The following is a 14,544-nucleotide window of genomic DNA, read 5'->3' as shown; positions in this document are numbered from 1 at the left end:
TGATCTAGGGGTGTGGGTGCGAGCCACAGGGTCGTCAGTCAGTTCTGTGTCGCCTTACGGGCGCCTGACGTATCGGGGCGCCGATGTCTGCAGCGCCGGCTGACGGCGGACGCCGAAGTCGGCGCGGCTTCGCCTACCAAGACGCGGTGACGCTTCTGGACTGCCTCGACATGCACGAGGGCCTGTGGACTCAGGTCTCTTGGGAGGACCTGGAAGACATCGTCTGTAGGGACGGTGACGCGCCCGCATACCGTCAGGTGAAGACCATTGAGGAAGCGGGTCTGCACGGTGAGCGGTGTAACTCCCGAGCTGGAAGCGACAGTTGATGACTGACGTGACGAGTGACACCGAGGCCGGGAAGGCCGCTGTGGGTGCGACGAGTGCCGTGGATGACGGGCTGGTCGCCGAGTTGGTTGCCCGGGCTCAGGCCGGTGGGGTGAAGCTCACCGGGGAGGGCGGCCTGCTGCAGCAGCTGACGAAGCGGGTGCTGGAGTCGGCGCTGGAGGGCGAGCTCACGGATCATCTGGGGCACGAGCCCGGTGAGCGGGCCGAGGGCGGCAGGGAGAACTACCGCAACGGGCACCGGTCCAAGACGGTGATCACCGAGTCGGGGCCGGTCGAGATCGCGGTGCCGCGGGACCGGGCGGGGTCGTTCGAGCCGCAGCTGGTCAAGAAGCGTCAGCGGCGTCTGGGCGGGGTGGATGAGATGGTCCTGTCGTTGTCGGCGAAGGGGCTGACGCACGGGGAGATCTCCGCGCATCTCGCCGAGGTGTACGGCGCGGAGATCTCCAAGTCCACGATCTCCACGATCACCGACAGCGTGATGGCCGGCATGACGGAATGGCAGAACCGTCCGCTGGACAGCGTCTACCCGGTCGTCTTCATCGACTGCGTGAACGTGAAGGTCAGGGACGGGCAGGTCGCCAACCGGCCTGTCTATATGGCGGTGGCGGTCACTGCCGAGGGGCACCGGGACATCCTGGGCCTGTGGATCGGCGACGGCGGGGAGGGCGCGAAGTACTGGCTCCAGGTCCTGACCGAGGTCAAGAACCGCGGCGCGGCCGATGTCCTGATGTTGGTCTGCGACGGTCTGACCGGCCTCCCGGACGCCGTGAATACGGTCTGGCCTGCGACGATCGTCCAGACCTGTGTCGTTCACCTGCTGAGGAACAGCTTCCGTTACGCGGCGCGCCAGGACTGGGAGAAGATCGCGAAGGCGCTCAGGCCCGTCTACACCGCGCCGACCGAGGAGGCCGCGCTGGAGCGGTTCGTGGAGTTCACCGACGCCTGGGGCGGGAAGTATCCGGCGATCGTCCGGCTCTGGGAGAACGCCTGGGCCGAGTTCGTGCCCTTCCTCCAGTTCGACGTCGAGATCCGCAAGATCGTCTGCACCACCAACGCGATCGAGAGCATCAACGCGCGGATCCGCAAGGCCGTCCGGGCCCGGGGACACTTTCCAACCGACCAGGCCGCCCTCAAGTGCGTCTACCTGGCCGTCATGAGCCTGGACCCGACCGGCACCGGACGCAAACGCTGGACCATGCGCTGGAAGGCCGCGCTCCAAGCCTTCGACATCACCTTCGACGGCCGGCTCACCGCCGGACGCCGCTGAACTAAATCGACTGAGTTCCACCGTTCGCTACACAGACCCGCCGTTCGATGAGAACTCATTGCCCTCGGGATCGCGCAGCGTCACCCAGCCGCGGGCCCCGGGACCGCGGGATCTTCGTAGATGGTGGCGTCGAGGCCGTCGACCCGTTCGACTTCGTCATTGCGGGATCGCCCGTCGGGCTTCCCATCGAGGTGGATCCCGGTTCGTGGCCGCGCGCGGCTCGGACGAACAGCGGGCACCGGGGGGGGTAACGGGCATGCTTCGCCGGCCGAGGACTGGGGCGGCCTGGTGAAGTCAAGCGCCGAGCGCCGACAGCATCCGCCGCACGTCCCAGTACCCGCGCATCGAGACGATCCGCCGGTCGTCGCCGATCGTGTAGACGAAGACGCCGTCGTAGTCCGCGACAGCGCCGTCGGCGAAGGTGACGGTGACGGTGGCGACGACGGCGGCCTCGGCCCCCGCGGCGTGCACCGCTGCGATATCGAAACGCACCCGGTTCGGAGCGATAGCCACCTGCCAGAAGCCGTCGAGCGCATCCCGGCCACGCAGGCCGGAGCCTTGCGGGTCCAGGGGCGAGCCGCCGACCGGGTCATGGAGCACCGCGTCGTCGGCGTAGCAGGCCGACCAGGCTGCACGGTCACCCGCGGTTACCGCGTCCATAGCGGCGCGAGCGGCCAGGGCCGCCGGATGGGTGGTGTTCATGGTTCCTCCAAGCCAGACTTGCTTGACACGCGTCAAGCTAACGGTACGCTTTACAGGTGTCAAGCACACCGTTCCGCATCATCGAGGCCACCCGACGGCTCATGGCGCAGCGAGGGGCCCGGATCGCCATGGCTGATGTGGCCCGCGCGGCCGGGATCTCCCGCCAAGCGGTCTACCTGCATTTCAGCTCCCGGGCCAGCCTTTTCGTAGCCGTTGTTCGGCACATGGACGATCAAGAAGACATCCGGCGCCGATGCGAGCAGGCTCTCGCTCACGACGACCCGGCCGAGGCTCTGGAAGCGTTCGTTATCGCCTGGCTGCGCTACGCCGCGAAGATCCACCCGGTGGCCTCGGCGCTACTAGCCTCCCGGCACGAGGACCCGGACGCCATGACCGCCTGGAACGACCGCATGGGCGAACTACGCGCGGGCTTCTTGCACGCCACACAACGCCTGGCGACCGCCAGCCGGCTGCGGTCCGGCCTCGACCCAGCCACCGCCGCCGACCTGGCCTGGGCGATGACCTCGATCCCCGTGTGGGAACAACTGACGATCGACCGCGGCTGGACGCCCGACGCGGTGCGGCAGCACCTGGCCGACGCGGTAAGCAGCGCGGTGACAACGGCGCACGGCGCGCCGAAGCCAACCCATTCCCACCGCCGAAAACCCGTACTACCCCCGTAAGCACCAGAATCTTAGTGCCCTGATCTGGCCGCGATCCGGGCGTCGGCTCGCCTCTGCCGATTACTCCCTGTGAGCAGTGGTGGGGTCAGCGGGCTCGCCGCCGTCATGGCGCTTCGGTCGCGGGCCTCTGCAGATTTGGCATACGCGCCTCTGCACTCTTAGCCGTATGCCGACACTCAGCTTCACCCGCACCGCCGCGGACTGCCACATCAGCCCCGCCACGCTGTCCCGGACCGTGCAGCGGCTCGAGGCCGCTACCGGACACAGACTTCTGGAACGCGGCCCGCACGGAGTATCCCTGACCCACCACGGCCGCTCCTTCCGCCGTTACGCAACAGAAGCCCTGGACCTATGGGCCTGCTACCACAACGGAGACACAGTCGACGACCTCAGCGGGCACCTGCGGGTGTTCGCCTCCGTCACGGCTTGCGAAAGCCTGTTGCCCGACCTGCTCACTCCGCTCCGCACCACGCACCCGCGCGTACGCATCTCCTTACGCACCGGGGACGCCGCCTCTGCCCTCGCCCTTCTCGACCAAGGCGAGACTGACCTCGCCGTCGCAGCCCTCCCCGACCGCATCCCCGCGACCCTGCTCACTCGGCAGATCACACACACCCCGCTCGTCCTCATCCAGGCCGCGGCCCTGACCGCCGAGCAGGCACCTGACCTCAACAAGCCCTTCGTCCTGCCCCGTCAAGGACTTGTCCGCACCGCAGCCGACCATTGGTTTCGAAGCCTGGGTATCCACCGCACATCGCCGCCGAGGCCGACGGTCACGAAGCCCTGCTCACCCTGGTGGCCCTCGGCTACGGCACAGGAATCATCCCCGACCTCGTGCTGCAGCACAGCGGCGTCCGCACCAGACTTCGACAGCTGCCCACCCCCTCCGGCCCCGGCCAACTCGCCATCGGGATCTGCATCCGACGGGCCGACCTGCATCGCCCCCTTATCGCCGCCGCCTGGGCAGAAACCCGGCCTGGTCAAAGCAACCGGTCAGAGCATGCGGCCCCGTCGTAGAGAGGATCAAAAACACCTACTCACCTTCACCGGCGCACCGCTCACCGACGACCTTGAGGTGATCGGCGAGGTCACCGCAGACATCTGGGTGCGCGCGGACCGTCCCAGCGTCGATGTCTTCGTGCGACTGTGCGACGTCGATCCGAACGGCAAGTCGCTCAACGTGTGCGACGACCTCGTTCACCTCGACGTCGGCGACGACACCACCTGCGCGACGGTTCGGCTCTCACCGACCGCATACCGCTTCAAGAAGGGACACCGACTCCGCGTGCAGGTCTCCGCCGGCGCCTTTCCCCGCTTCGCCCGCAACCTCGGCGGCGGTGAACCCGTCGAGAGCGCAACAGCACTGCACAAGACGAACATTGAAGTCTGCCACGACGAAGCGCACCCCTCTACGGTAACCATCCCGGCACGATGAATGATGATTGCCGCGCCCCAGCGGGCGGTGGACCGGGCGAGGCAGATCGTGCTGGCGTACGCGCCGCTCATGGTCACGGTGCGGCAGGTCATGTACCGGCTGGCCCACGACGCCTGTCAGCCGTCCGCGGTGGTAGGAACGGTGTCTGCGGGCGTGCGGGTGGAACCGTCCAGGGAGGCGAGCAGGCGCAGGCGGTCTTCGGCATCGCTGCCGGGGCGGGCGTGATAGGTGACGAGGGTCTGTCCTCGGGTACCGGGGATCAGCAGCTTCTCGTAGTGCAGGTCCAGGGTGCCGACCTGTGGGTGTAGTAGTCGGCTGGTGCCGGTGGCCTTGTGTTTGACGTCTTGGCGTGCCCAGAGCTTGCGGAAGCGGTCGCCGCGTACGGAGAGTTCGCCCACGATCTCGACGAGGCGCGGATCGTCGATGTCCGGTCCGGCGACAGACCGGAGGTAGGGCACGATGCGGGCGGTCATCTCGTCCCAGTCAGCGTGCAGGGCGCGCAGTTCCGGTTCCAGGAAGGCGGCGAGGATGCTGTTGTGGCCAGGAGCGTTGAAGGTAGAAAGGGCGATGGCCAGGGCGTTGGCGGCGAGTACGTCCATGTAGGTGCCGTGGACGTACGCCGGGGTCAGCGGCCACGTGTTGATCAGGGTGCGGATGCCGTCACCGGCCTTCTCGGGGCGAGGGCGTCTGCGGCGGGTGCTGGGGGAGGCGGCGAGCTGGAGGAGGTAGGCGGTGGCTTCCTCGTCCAGTTGCAGTGCGCCCGCGATGCTGACCAGGACCTGTTCCGAGGGGTGCCGGTCGCGGCCTTGTTCCAGGCGCACATAGTAGTCGGAGCTGACGCCGGCGAGGAACGCGACTTCTTCTCGGCGCAGGCCCGCCACCCGCCGGTTGCCGGTGTCGGGGATACCCGCCGCGGCGGGTAGGACGAGTTCCCTGCGGGCGCGTAGATATGTGGCCAGGGGGCCCGGGTCACCGGTGGCTGTCATGCGTTCCAGGGTAGGCAGGTGTCGCCCCGTCCGGGTGGCCCTGCCAGTCCCAGTCTCAGCCGGTCCTGGGCGGCCTGCCATGGCTGCCGCACAGTGGCAGAGCACGGCCGAAACCGGCAGCACCAGTCGATGAGCATGACCATGGCGCGGCGGAAGCCGTGGGAGGTCAGTGACGAGTTGTGGGCGGTGATCGAGCCGCTGTTGCCGAAGCATGAGCGTCTGGTTTCGTAGGTTGGAGCTGACAACACTTGTCGACGGTTTCCGGCAGCACTTAGCGATCACTCGGATCGGAAATGTCGATGAGAAGTGACAACACCGGAGCCGTAACCGATCCAGGCCCTGGGCCTGGGGGCGGTGAGGCGGGCGGTGCCTGTCCGCTCAACGGCTCGCGCTTCGGCTACACCTGCGAGGCGGCGAGCAACTGCAGTGCCTTTTCCTTCAGTCGGGGACTGGCCTCTGCGGCGTTGCCGGAGTCGAAAGGGGGGTGGGGGTCGTATTCGACGGCGAGTTGGATCGCCTTGGCCGTGTCGTCGTCTGTGATGAGGGAAGCGAGATACAGGGCCATGTCCACTCCCGCCGACACCCCGGCCGCAGTGATGATCTTCTCTGAGCGTACGTAGCGCTGCGGCAGGTAGGTCACGTCGAACGTGGACTGGAGGTACTCGGCGGAAGCCCAGTAGGTCGTCGCCCGCCTTCCGTCCAGCAGCCCGGCCGCGGCGAGGATGATGCTGCCGGTGCACACGGAGGTCGTCCATTGGCTGTGCCGGTGGATCTGGCGGATCCAGCGCAGGAGCGCCTCGTTGTTCATCGCCGCGACGGTGCCGCGGTTGCCCGCGCCAGGCACGAGGAGGACGTCGAGACGGTCCACATCGTCGATGGACTGCTCAGCGACCACGGCCACGTCCGCTGTATCCGTGCGGACCGCGCCGCGCTTCTCGGCGATCATCGTCACGGTCGCGTCCGGCAGCCGGGACAGCACCTCGGCCGGACCGGTCGGGTCCAGCAGGCTGTAGCCGTCGTACAGCAGGATCCCGATGTTCGGCCCCGCGCCGCCCCGCGGAACGGCGTGTGCCCCCGTCGGGGCCGCAGCCGTGGCGGCCAGGGCGGCCGTGGCCACAGTCCCCCGGAGTACGTTTCTGCGTGTCGTCGAATGCCTCATGGCCCGGGAGTCTTCTGCCCCGGCGCGACGCGCGCAGCCGGCATGTCCGGCATCCTGCGAATCCTGTCCCCCGTGTTCCCATAGTGGTCCAGGAACGCCTGCCGCAGCGTCTCCGCCGACCCGAAACCGCAGCGACGGGCGATCGCCGCCATGGACAGTCCGCTGGACCGCACCAGATGTGCCGCTGCTTCGGTGCGCGCCACGCGCACGGCCCGTGCCGGAGTCGTACCGAGGTGCGCGGTGAACAGGCGTGTCAGGTGCCGGGGGCTGACTCCCGCCCGCGCTGCCAGGGTGGCGGGTGTGAGGTCCTCGGCCAGATGACCGGCGATATGGCCCACCAGGTCCCGCACCAGCCGGTCCTCCGGCGGAGGAGCGGCCAGGAACATGGAGATCTGCGACTGATCGGCCGGCCGGTGCAGGTGGGTGACGAGTTCCCGGGCGACGGCACGAGCCAGCGTCGGCCCGTGGTCGTCCTCGATCAGCGCCAGGGTCAGGTCGAGTGCGCTGGTGACCCCGGCCGAGGTGTAGACGTGGCCGTCGCGTATGTAGAGAGGAGCGACGTCCACGGCCACGGCGGGGTGACGCTCGGCAAGTCGTTCCCCCCATCCCCAATGGGTTGTCACCCGCCGGTGGTCCAGCAGCCCGGCGGCGGCGAGCACAAAGGCACCGGTACAGACAGAGGCCACCCGTCGACTGAAACCGGCCAGTCGGCGCACCTGGCCCAGTAGGCGCTCGTCCGACGCCGCGTCCTCACAGCCGATGCCGCCCACCACGAACAGGGTGTCCAGATGCCCCGCGACCGTCTCCAGCCCCTGCCCCGCTCCCATCAGAATCCCCGCCGAACTACGGGCGACCCGACGGCCCAGGGTCCCCAGCTCGATGGAGTACGGCGGCTCGGCACCGTACCGGTTGGCGATGTCTAACGCGCCACTGGGACAGGCGATGTCGAGAATCTGCGCACCGTCGTAGGCGACGATCAGCACGCGCCGCTTGTTGTCCATGCCCCGATACCAGCACATCCCTCAACGCCACCTGCGGGCGCGGCAGCGATGGTTCAAGACCGTGGACGGCTTCCTGGAAGCGGGCCGCGTGGCGCGGACGGACCGAAGTCCACCTCCGCCTCGGCCCCGGCCTGTGGGCCTGCGGAATGAACGCGCGCGTACAAGTCGACCCTGGACTTCGGTGGTGCCATCGCAGCCTCATCCCGCACAGCACGTGCATGCTCCCACCGCAAACCCCCGGGCGTTGCCAGAACTCAGAGACATCGTCCTCCGGCGAAACCGGGCGTTCCCCGCTCTGAGCAACAAGTGGTGTCAGCTCCCACGTACAAAACCAATCTGCCGAGCGGGGTGTGACGGTTCTCGAATCCAACACCACCGAGCGGTCCCGCCGTCAGACGGGACCGCTCTCTTGTCGAAGGAGCCTCAACCTTGATCGTTTCCATAGTCCGGAAAAGGGCCAGCGGGCCTCATCGAAATCCTTGCCCGCACACTCCGCGACTGCGGCCGCGAGGTCGAAGTCGAGGACCTACGCGTCCACTTGCCGCGCGTGCTCAAGACGCCGCCAACGTCATCGCGCACCCCAGCTCCACCCATGAAGCCACCCGATGAAGCGTTCTCTTCCGCCGCTGCGGCCACGCGCCCGGCGCCCTCAGCCTCGAGGAGCGGGATGAATTGCATCTGATGCAACACCGCGCGACGTAAGAGAATGGCCGTTTTCCCCGGCCGGGGGCTCATGCCCTCGGTCGGGCCTGGACGGGTCGAGGTCCTTGACCAGGACCCTAGCATGCAAATTCAACAATGTTGCATCTGATACAACATCTCTATGAGTACTCAAGCGCCGGGATCCGCTCATCTCGTGTTGGCAGGGAACGTCGTACATCTCGACCCCGGCCCAGCCGTGTTCAAGGCGATGCTTGAGGGCTGGGCACGCCAGCAGTCGGCTCGCTTCCTGAGATCAGCGACGATCGACCCGCGGATACGCCTACTTGAGCGCTTCGAGGAGTTCTCCGGCCAGTACCCATGGCAGTGGTCGCCCGCTGAAGGCGAGGCGTTCATCGCCCACCTGCGAAGCGGTGTCAAACCGATCCAGATGTCCACGGCCCGGACGTACGAGGTCACGATCGGCCTGTTTATGGAGTACCTGCTGGACGCCCGCTATGGGTGGGGGCACACCTGCCTGGAGCGCTTCGGGGAAGCGCCGCAGGCGGTGTTCCACGAGGGCAACTCGGTTCTCCACACCGTCGAGTACGAAGGCGATCCACGACGACGGCCGCTGACCTACGACGAGGTCCAGGCCCTGTTCGATGCTTTGGACGCCCGGCCCGGCAAGATCCGGGCCAGTGGCCGTAAGGGAGCCCTGGGCGCGCTACGGGACGCCGCCGTCATCAAGACTGTCTACGCTTTCGGAACGCGTCGCACCGAAACCTCTCGCCTGGACCTGACCGACCTGCGGCGAAACCGCAAGGCCCCGCAGTTCGGGAACTTCGGCACCCTGATGGTGCGATTCGGCAAGTCCAAGAAGGGGGCACCACCCAAGCGGCGGTCGGTCCTGACGATCCCGGAGATGGACTGGATCGTTGAGACGTTGCAGCACTGGCTGACCGAGGTGCGCCCGCAGTTCTCGCCCGGCCGACACCCGGCACTGTGGATGACCGAACGCGTCGGACGGCTGTCGCCCCGGTCGATCAACGAGGCGTTCGTCACCGCTCGTCAAGACGCTGGCCTCGACGAAGACCTCGATTTGCACTGTCTCCGGCACTCCTACATCACGCATCTGACCGAGTTCGGCTACCCCGCGCGGTTCGTCCAGGAACAGGTCGGTCACTCGCATGCTTCCACCACGGCGATCTACATGGGGGTCTCGAACGAGTTCCGCAACACACTGTTGGAGGCTTCGATGAAGAACCGGCTGGGCGACTACTGGGACGTGACACCGTGATCAAGAAAATGGGTTACCAATGGCAGCTGCGGCAGCTGATGGCCGAGCGGCAGATGTTCCAGACCTCGGACCTGGTGCCCCTGCTCGCGGAGCGGGGTATCGTCCTCTCGCGCGAGCAGATCTATCGTCTGGTGACGCAGCCTCCGCAACGGATGAGCATGGACACCCTCGTGGCGCTCTGCGACATCCTCGACTGCACACCGAACGATCTGATCAAGCCGGAAGTCGTCAACGCCCAGCTCCGCAAGACCGCGGACGGCGAGGCGGGGGCGACGCCGATTGCCGCACCTCGCAGCGTCGTTCGCCGCCCCGGGAAGAAATGAGACGTCCTGCGGCAGCCCCGCACCTCCGCAGGCGCGAGCTCGCCGAGGCGCGAGCACGACTGATCGCCCGAGTTGTCCAAACGGTTGGTCCGGCCGTGACCGCGGAACAGGTTCAGTCGGCTCTCGAGCACGTGAAGGCCTGGTCCTCCCAGGCGGCACGCGTGCTGGATGCCCACTTCACCGAGAACCCCGCCGCGCTGACCGCTCCCTCCCCGCACTGCCCGGCAACCCTGCCCCGTCTGCTTCAGCACCTCCAAGCCCTCGGTCACGGCGACAGCATCACCCCACTTGGCTGTGCCATCTGCGGCGAATCCACCCGCGAACTCGACCGCCTGTCTTCGCAGGGACGCTGTTGCAGTTGGTGCTCCGAACGGGACGTGGCGAAGCTGTGCGCGCGCTGCGGCCAGAACGGGCGGATGATCGCCCGCCGACCAGAAGGGTTGGTCTGCAACCGCTGTTACCGCCAGGAGGCACAATTCGTCGGCGCGTGCGCGGGGTGCGGCCGGCACGGCACACACGCCAGACGAAAGAGGAACGGGGTCGCGGTCCTGGTGTGCTCCGGCTGCCTCAGAACTCCGGAGCACGAGTGCGTCCGGTGTGGTGTCACCGGACCCGCACATGCCAACCCCAAAGGAGAGGGCCCCGTCTGCAAGCGCTGTTACCGCGCACCGGAACGTGTGTGCGGGAAGTGCGGCCAGCTCCGCCACATATCGAAGCGTGGCGAGAGCGGCGAACCCGGGCTCTGCGAAACCTGTCGCGTCATCGAAGGCGTTTGTACTGCCTGTGGCCGTTTCCGCCGGGGAAGGCACGTCCGGGAGGTGGGCGGAGCCTTCCGCTGCAACAGCTGCCGTCCTCGTCGACTGCACCAGTGCGGAGACTGTGGCCGCACGGACCGCAGCCTGGCCTCCTGGCCGGCCGGTCAGCTCTGCCCTACCTGCTACGGACGTCGACGCCGCAACCCGGCCGCCTGCGCACTCTGCGGCACCACTCGGGTGCTGGTGGGATCGACCGAAGCCGGCGGCGAGGCATGCGGCCCCTGCTGGGGCATCGACGTCGACTTCGCCTGCCGACACTGCAACTACCCCGGCGACATCTACGCCGACGGATGCTGCACGCGGTGCGTCGCCAGCGACAGGGTTCACGATCTCCTCAGCGGTGAGAACGACCAACTTGTCCCCCAACTCGTCCCGCTGGCGGAAGCACTCATCTCGGCCGCTTCCCCCCGCTCCGTTCTCAACTGGCTGAGCCGCAGCGGTGGCCAGCTCCTGGTGAGCCTGGCCGCAGGCCAGGCTCAGATCACTCATGACCTGCTGGACGACCTCCCTCAAGACCACGACACACGCGCGGTCCGGAACATCCTCGTCACCACACAGATCCTGCCCACCCGAGACGAGTTCCTGGCCCGCCTGGAGATCTGGCTCCCCCAGGTTCTCGAACCCCTCCCAGCCCACCATCTGCGGATCATCCGCCCCTTTGCCGAGTGGTCCATCGTGCGCGAGGCCCGGCGGAGATCCTCCCGAGGCCGCTATCTCCAGTCCACAGCAGGCGTGGACCGGGGCAAGATCCGAACGGCCATCGAGTTCATGGCCTGGCTGGACGCGAACGACCTCGCATTCGCGGACCTGACTCAGCCCCAGCTCGAACTGTGGCTGGTCACAGCCCCACCGACCCGCCGCAAGGCAATCGGCGCATTCATACGCTGGACGAACGCCCGCCGACTGACCCACCGGCTTGAAGCCCCCACGCGACCGCGAGCGCAACCGAGCGTGTTCCATGACGATGACGAACACCATGACCAACTCCTTCGGTGCCTCACCGACCAGGCTCTCCCTCTCGACGTCCGCATCGCAGGAGCATTCGTCCGCCTCTATGCCCTACCGGTCACCCGAATCGTTCACCTCACGACGGACTGCTTTCAGCGCAATCAGGACGGTTCCTACATCACGTTCGACAAGGCACCCGTCCTACTTCCTCCGACACTGGCCCGCCTCATCGAACAGCAGATCGCCAGCCCCCTGACGCGCTCCATGCTGCAAGCAGCCCCCGGCAGCGGACCGGTGTTCCTCTTCCCCGGGCCATTGGTACATCAGCCTCGGCGCCCCCACGGACTGGCGATGCAACTCCTTGGGCTCGGGTTGCCGACTCTCGCCGCACACAACACGGCGATGATCGCCATAGCCGCTGATCTTCCGCCGATCGTCGCCAGCGACCTCTTCGGCATCCACGTCAGCACCGCGATCGAGTGGGCCGTACTGGCGCAGGACAGCTGGGCGGACTACCTGGCGGCCCGGAAAGCCACCGAATAACACATGGTCGGAACACTGACTCTTCACCAGTAGACCAGGCCGCCGTCGACGCGTTCCGCGCGATGCTCACCGCCCGCAAGAACCCGCAGCCCTGAACGCCGCGCTGTGACCAGGACGCCGCCGTATTCGCCGGCCACTAACTTGACCTTGACACGGTGACAAGGTTTTCACTTGGGCGCAGGAGGTGGTCCCGATCAACACGACCGACGTAACCCCGCAGAACACCCGTGTGACCAACGCCCTGGGCGCCGAGGACTCGTCGGTCCGGCTTCAGACGGCCCTGGCGGTCGGCTCGAACCCCGACCCCGTGTTTCTGGAGACGCTCGTCGAGCGGTGCGCGGTCGAGCCGGACTTCTTCGTACGAGACATGCTGTCCTGGGCGCTGACCCGCCTCTCGCCGGAGATCACCCTGCCCTTGATCCGCCAGGAGATCGACTCCGAGCGCACCCAGGCCCGCAGCCAGGCGCTGCACACGCTCTCCAAGATCGGCGACAAGAGCACGTGGGCCTGGATCACCCGCGACATGCTGCGCGACGCCGACGACGAGGTCGCGCGGACCGCGTGGCGCGTCGCGGTCGTCCTCGTGCCCGAGGGCGAGGAGAAGGACCTGGCCGACGAACTGGTTCTGCAACTCGGCCGTGGCGACCGCACTGTGCAGCTGAGTCTTAGCCGGGCCTTGGCCGACCTCGGTGACGTGATCAGGTCGGCCCTGGAGAGGGCCGCGGAGAGTTCCGACCCGGCGGTGGCCGCGCACGCCCGTGCCACCGAGTTGCTCCGGCAGAACCCGGAGACCGGTTTCGACGTGGCCCTCGACGAGGCGAAGCGAGTGGTCGCACTCGGTCCGGAACGAGCCGCTGCCGCCGCGGCTGCGTCGGCAGGCACCGAAACCTCGGAGGCCGCCGAGCCCGCGGAGACGACCGAGTCGATGGAGGCCGCGAAGGCTGCAGAGGCATCGGAGGACGGGGATTGCTGATCGGCGATGTGGCCCGCCGCTCCGGGGTGAGCACCCGGATGCTCCGGCACTATGACGCCCTGGGGTTGGTGCGGCCCACAGGCCGCACTGGCGGTGGCTACCGCGAGTACTCCGCCGAGGATGTCCGCAGGATCTTCCATGTGGAGAGCCTGCGGTCCCTCGGGCTCTCGCTCAAGCAGATCGGGCGCGCGCTGGAGGACCCGGCCTTCACGCCGTCCGCCCTGGTCAGCGACCTCATCCGGCGGACTGAGGACCGCCTGGCGCGGGAACAGGAGCTGCTCGAGCGGCTCCGTGCGATCGACGCGTCGGCGCCCACCGACTGGCAGGGAGTGCTGCGCATCGTCGCACTCATGCGGGAACTCAACTCGCCCAGCGCCGCGCGCAGACAGCAGGCCGTCCTGGCCCGGCCGGAGGACGTGTCGGTACCCGCCGACCTGCTGGCTGGGGCGGTCCTGACCGAATCAGACCCGCACGTCGCAGGCGCCCTGCGCTGGGCACTCGCCCGATCGGGCGGCGATGGTGTGGCAACACTGTACGCCGGCACGCACTCGGGGGACGCCGACATCCGGCGGCGCGCGGTGCTGGCGATCGCCGAGCTGCCAGAGGCTCCGGGTGCTACCGCGGTGCTCGCGGACGCCCTCGGGGACCCGGACACGACGGTGCGCAGGCACGCTGCTCTGGCTCTGGGCAGGCAGGGCGTGGCCGCGGCCGTGCCCACACTCGTCAGCATGGTGGTGGAGGGCTCCAACGACGTGGACGCGGCGGAGGTTCTGGGAACGCTATCCCTGGACCCCCGGTGCACGGACTGGATCACGACCGCCCTGGTCGACGAACTGGCCGCGCCCACCGCGGACTCCGTGACACGGATCCGCCTTACTCAGGCGCTGGTCGAGCTCGCGGGAACCACCGCGCAGGAGGTCCTGCGCCGACTGGCCCACGACGACGACAGCGCTGTCGCCCTCGTCGCCTCAGCCCTTGTCGGAGTTCTCAAAGAGAGGTCCCTCGAAGACCAAGCTGACGAGCATTCCTGAAAGCGCGATCTGAACGAGGCATCAGCCATGGCCTCTCAAGGCGCTTCACGAGAGGCTCGCCTGGGAGGCAGAAGGTGTCACGGGCATAGCTGGACGGCAGTGTGTGCACACCGCAGGTGCGTCTCGGCCCGGGAATCGCCGGGTGAGCGCCTCTGCCACCCGGACGCTGGCAGAGGGTCGGTGCTCATACGTCGATCCTCCAGGCGGCCGAATAGCGCAGCCCTGGAAAACTGCCCCTTCACCAGTAGACAGGCCGCCGTCGACCAGTTCCGCGCGCTGCTCGCCGCCCTGCGCGACCCGCAGCCCTGGCCCCCCGGCCAAAGCCAGGACCTCGCCGTCCGGGTCAGCCCGTTCGTAGAACGCGCTCACCCGCGCCCAGGCGACGACCACGGAC

13 protein-coding genes are annotated in these 14,544 nt (G+C 67.7%); 9 read left to right on the top strand and 4 right to left on the bottom strand.

From position 1 onward, the window contains the following. Positions 1-83 precede the first annotated feature (83 nt). The gene (locus AWZ10_RS56110; RefSeq protein WP_107417601.1) at positions 84-326 is read left to right on the top strand and encodes a dsDNA nuclease domain-containing protein; all 243 of its coding nucleotides are present in this window, start codon (positions 84-86) and stop codon (positions 324-326) included. Further along, complete coding sequence (locus tag AWZ10_RS41685) at positions 326-1,612, top strand: IS256 family transposase (RefSeq protein WP_079104655.1); 1,287 nt, start codon at positions 326-328, stop codon at positions 1,610-1,612. The genes AWZ10_RS56110 and AWZ10_RS41685 overlap by 1 nt, the downstream gene beginning before the upstream one ends. A gap of 294 nt (positions 1,613-1,906) precedes the next feature. Here the strand turns inward: AWZ10_RS41685 and AWZ10_RS41680 are convergent, their stop codons facing one another. Beyond that, complete coding sequence (locus AWZ10_RS41680; protein ID WP_060893692.1) at positions 1,907-2,314, bottom strand: nuclear transport factor 2 family protein; 408 nt, start codon at positions 2,312-2,314, stop codon at positions 1,907-1,909. A gap of 56 nt (positions 2,315-2,370) precedes the next feature. Between AWZ10_RS41680 and AWZ10_RS41675 the strand changes: the two genes are divergently transcribed. Together AWZ10_RS41675 and AWZ10_RS56105 are read left to right on the top strand one after the other, a co-directional pair. Further along, positions 2,371-2,997, top strand: a complete 627-nt coding sequence (locus AWZ10_RS41675; protein WP_159058548.1) for a TetR/AcrR family transcriptional regulator — start codon at positions 2,371-2,373, stop codon at positions 2,995-2,997. Between the two features lie 166 nt (positions 2,998-3,163). Next, positions 3,164-4,432, top strand: coding sequence for a CocE/NonD family hydrolase (locus AWZ10_RS56105; RefSeq protein WP_079104654.1), 1,269 nt, complete (start codon positions 3,164-3,166; stop codon positions 4,430-4,432). Between the two features lie 116 nt (positions 4,433-4,548). Here the strand turns inward: AWZ10_RS56105 and AWZ10_RS41660 are convergent, their stop codons facing one another. From AWZ10_RS41660 to AWZ10_RS41650, 3 genes are all read right to left on the bottom strand, one after another. Beyond that, positions 4,549-5,418 (bottom strand): helix-turn-helix domain-containing protein, encoded by an 870-nt coding sequence (locus tag AWZ10_RS41660; RefSeq protein WP_060893688.1) that lies wholly within the window; start codon positions 5,416-5,418, stop codon positions 4,549-4,551. Positions 5,419-5,815: 397 nt separating this feature from the next. Next, positions 5,816-6,577: a DJ-1/PfpI family protein gene (locus AWZ10_RS41655; RefSeq protein ID WP_046707777.1), complete on the bottom strand. Its 762-nt coding sequence runs from the start codon at positions 6,575-6,577 to the stop codon at positions 5,816-5,818. Further along, complete coding sequence (locus AWZ10_RS41650; protein ID WP_408996020.1) at positions 6,574-7,560, bottom strand: GlxA family transcriptional regulator; 987 nt, start codon at positions 7,558-7,560, stop codon at positions 6,574-6,576. The genes AWZ10_RS41655 and AWZ10_RS41650 overlap by 4 nt, the downstream gene beginning before the upstream one ends. Positions 7,561-8,488: 928 nt before the next feature. On the opposite strand from AWZ10_RS41650, the gene AWZ10_RS41645 reads away from it, so the two are divergent. From AWZ10_RS41645 to AWZ10_RS41625, 5 genes are all read left to right on the top strand, one after another. Beyond that, the gene (locus AWZ10_RS41645; protein ID WP_244172740.1) at positions 8,489-9,517 is read left to right on the top strand and encodes a tyrosine-type recombinase/integrase; all 1,029 of its coding nucleotides are present in this window, start codon (positions 8,489-8,491) and stop codon (positions 9,515-9,517) included. Next, positions 9,514-9,840, top strand: coding sequence for a helix-turn-helix domain-containing protein (locus tag AWZ10_RS41640; RefSeq protein WP_060893686.1), 327 nt, complete (start codon positions 9,514-9,516; stop codon positions 9,838-9,840). The genes AWZ10_RS41645 and AWZ10_RS41640 overlap by 4 nt, the downstream gene beginning before the upstream one ends. 998 nt (positions 9,841-10,838) lie before the next feature. Continuing rightward, on the top strand, positions 10,839-12,146 hold the full coding sequence (locus AWZ10_RS54690; RefSeq protein ID WP_244172731.1) for a hypothetical protein: 1,308 nt from the start codon (positions 10,839-10,841) through the stop codon (positions 12,144-12,146). 229 nt (positions 12,147-12,375) lie between these two features. Beyond that, complete coding sequence (locus AWZ10_RS41630) at positions 12,376-13,119, top strand: HEAT repeat domain-containing protein (protein ID WP_244172730.1); 744 nt, start codon at positions 12,376-12,378, stop codon at positions 13,117-13,119. Continuing rightward, on the top strand, positions 13,113-14,150 hold the full coding sequence (locus AWZ10_RS41625; RefSeq protein WP_060893684.1) for a MerR family transcriptional regulator: 1,038 nt from the start codon (positions 13,113-13,115) through the stop codon (positions 14,148-14,150). The genes AWZ10_RS41630 and AWZ10_RS41625 overlap by 7 nt, the downstream gene beginning before the upstream one ends. The last annotated feature ends 394 nt before the right edge of the window (positions 14,151-14,544 follow it).

Source organism: Streptomyces europaeiscabiei, from assembly GCF_001550375.1.
GTDB lineage: Bacteria > Actinomycetota > Actinomycetes > Streptomycetales > Streptomycetaceae > Streptomyces > Streptomyces europaeiscabiei.
Note: the sequence above shows the minus strand (reverse complement) of the source record. Positions and strands in the feature narration are given on the sequence as shown.

What these genes read in the sequence shown, in the direction of transcription:
- AWZ10_RS56110 (WP_107417601.1), top strand. Translation starts at nt 84, where the DNA reads ATGTCTGCAGCGCCGGCTGACGGCGGACGCCGAAGTCGGCGCGGCTTC.
- AWZ10_RS41685 (WP_079104655.1), top strand. Translation starts at nt 326, where the DNA reads ATGACTGACGTGACGAGTGACACCGAGGCCGGGAAGGCCGCTGTGGGT.
- AWZ10_RS41680 (WP_060893692.1), bottom strand. Translation starts at nt 2,314, where the DNA reads ATGAACACCACCCATCCGGCGGCCCTGGCCGCTCGCGCCGCTATGGAC.
- AWZ10_RS56105 (WP_079104654.1), top strand. Translation starts at nt 3,164, where the DNA reads ATGCCGACACTCAGCTTCACCCGCACCGCCGCGGACTGCCACATCAGC.
- AWZ10_RS41660 (WP_060893688.1), bottom strand. Translation starts at nt 5,418, where the DNA reads ATGACAGCCACCGGTGACCCGGGCCCCCTGGCCACATATCTACGCGCC.
- AWZ10_RS41655 (WP_046707777.1), bottom strand. Translation starts at nt 6,577, where the DNA reads ATGAGGCATTCGACGACACGCAGAAACGTACTCCGGGGGACTGTGGCC.
- AWZ10_RS41645 (WP_244172740.1), top strand. Translation starts at nt 8,489, where the DNA reads ATGCTTGAGGGCTGGGCACGCCAGCAGTCGGCTCGCTTCCTGAGATCA.